This window comes from Chloroflexota bacterium, assembly GCA_016875535.1.
In the GTDB taxonomy this organism is placed as follows: domain Bacteria; phylum Chloroflexota; class Dehalococcoidia; order SHYB01; family SHYB01; genus VGPF01.
This window is the reverse complement of record VGPF01000083.1, coordinates 1-2350: the sequence shown is the minus strand read 5'-3', so window position 1 is coordinate 2350 and position 2350 is coordinate 1. Positions and strand designations below refer to the sequence as shown.

The window sequence follows — 2350 nt, the reverse complement described above, 5'->3', positions numbered from 1 at the left end:
ACGCAGGTGCGCACCGCAAGCGAGGACGGCCTGCGGCAGGAGACGCCCTCTGCCCTGGCCCAGTGGGCTGAGCGCGCCGGGGCGGCCCTCCTCACCCTGGACCAGCGGCTCTGGAACGACCAGAGGAATCCCCTCTCCCGCACCTCAGGCGTCATCGTTCTGAAATTTACACCGGGGAAGCTAGACGAAGCGGAGCAAGCCTTCGCCTATGTCCAGCAGACCTACGGCGGAGACCACCGGCCGACCACGTGGAAAGGAGTCAAGATCCTCGCGACGCCGCTCACCTGCCTGCTGAAGATGCTCGCGCCCGATGGCGCCATCATCACCCAGGCCGTCCAGCGGGCCCACCTCCAGGAAGGCGGGCCGAAGCCCCACAAGGGCGCGAAGAGTCGTGAGGCCGCCCGAACGGCGGCATAGGGAGGGAACCAACCACACCAGCACTCCCCGTCAAGGCTCCACACCGTTGACGGGGATTCCCCTGCCGATGCCGGAGTTGCCTCCCCGGCCTCGGCGTTATCACGCCCGTCCCCCTTGGGGTCGGGCACCTCACCCGGCCTCCTCTGCCCTCACCCAGAGGAGGCCGCCTTTTTTCTCAGCGGAAAGAGGCGGCTGTGAGTGGAGAGCGAAAAACTCCCGGGACTCTTCCCCCTGTGTTCTCCCCCTGCTCCCTGCTCCTTGAACCCTCTACCTGCTTCCTACTCCCTGCTCCTCCGTGCCCTTCCTCAGTCCCGACCCGCCTTTGGTAAAGAGCGGCACGATAAGGATCGGCGCGATGACCGTCGTCACGATGGTCATCATGATTGCCACGCCGAATTCATCCTGCTCGATCACCCCTCGCGAAAGGCCCACGCCCGCAACGATCAGCGCCACCTCGCCTCGCGGCAGCATCCCGATGCCGATGCGTGACGCCCCTCTGAGGTTGAACCCGGTGAACAGCGCCGGGAACCCCGCGCCGATCACCTTGCTGATGATCGCCAGCAGCGTCAGCACGATGCCGAAGGTCAGCGCCTCTTTCATCGAGCCTAAGTCCACCAGTGTTCCCATCACCACGAAAAAAATCGGCACCATCACCGCTGTGATGGAGGTCAGCGGCTGCTCGATCGAGTGCTTCAATCGAGTGCTGGACAGGGCGAGCCCTATCGAATAGGCGCCGATGATCATCGCCAGGCCGAACGTCTCCGCCAGCGCCGATGAGAAGAAGGCCAGGGCTACAGCAAGCGCCAGCGCCGTCCCGGGTGCCTTGAACCAGAGAAACGACCTGGAGATGCGATCAGAGAGCAGCGTCCCAATCACCGTCAGCCCCACCCAGAAGCCCACAGCCTTCGCCGCCACCTTCACCACCTCGCTCGGCGAGATCGAGCCCGTAGCCGCGATGCCGACCACCACCGTCAGCACCAGGATGCCCAGTACGTCGTCTATCACCGCCGCCGCCAGCACCGTCACGCCCTCCGGCGAATCGAGCTTCTTCTTCTCGCTCAGCACCCGTGCGGTGATGCCCACCGATGTCGCCGTCATGATGGCGCCCATGAAAAGCGCCTCCGCGTCTGAATAGGAATCGGCGAAGCCCATCCACACCGTCAGCAAGACGCCGAAGAGGAACGGCAGGAGAACGCCGCCCGCCGCCACGGCCAACCCGGGGACGGCATATCTCCGGAAGAGCTTCGCATCTGTCTCCAACCCTGCGAGAAAGAGGAGCAGCATCGCTCCTATCTGGCCTACGGACCACAATTGGTCGGAGACGGGGATAACGGAGCCGCCGTCAGCCCCATAGTCGTGTGGCTTTGGGAAAAGCGCGCCGAACGACTGTGTGATCTCGTACTGCCCCAGCGCAAATGGGCCGATGAGCACCCCCGCCAGCAGTTCGCCGATTACCGGGGGTATCTTGAGCCAGCGCTCGCAGACCTCGCCCGCCAGCTTCGCCGCGATGAGGATCGCCGTAAGCTGAAAGGCAAGGTGCATCACCAATTCGGTGACATCGTGATTTTCCATTGTGTAGGCTAGATGGGCCTATCCAGGCCGTTCAGGACAAACTAGAGAAATCGTATCATGGAATCCGGTCTGATGTAACTCCATAAACCTCCTCCAGGCGGTTGTCTCTAGCCTATGCCCAGCGTTGACCTCCTCCTCACCAACGCCCGCGTCCTCACCTGCGCCCCCTCGCGCCCCGCCGCCTCCGCCGTCGCCCTCACCGGCGACCGCATCGCCTGGGTCGGCGATGCAGTGGAGGCCGCCCGCCTCCTCTCCCCCGCCCGAACCCTCGATTGCCAAGGGAAGACACTCCTTCCCGGCTTCATAGACGCCCATATCCACCTCTTCGCCTATGCCGCCGATCTCCAGGGCGTTGACTGCT

The 2350-nt window shown here is 64.0% G+C and carries 2 protein-coding genes; one reads left to right on the top strand and one right to left on the bottom strand.

Annotated elements, in window-relative coordinates; translation table 11 throughout:
- Nucleotides 1–684: 684 nt before the first annotated feature.
- Nucleotides 685–1989, bottom strand: a complete 1305-nt coding sequence (locus FJ039_12630) for a cation:proton antiporter (protein MBM4406992.1) — start codon at nt 1987–1989, stop codon at nt 685–687.
- A gap of 114 nt (nt 1990–2103) precedes the next feature.
- Between FJ039_12630 and FJ039_12625 the strand changes: the two genes are divergently transcribed.
- The coding region (locus tag FJ039_12625; protein MBM4406991.1) for an amidohydrolase family protein at nt 2104–2350 on the top strand (247 nt) is incomplete at its 3' end.

Coding starts and splice junctions, on each gene's coding strand:
- FJ039_12630 (MBM4406992.1), bottom strand. CDS start 1,989: ATGGAAAATCACGATGTCACCGAATTGGTGATGCACCTTGCCTTTCAG.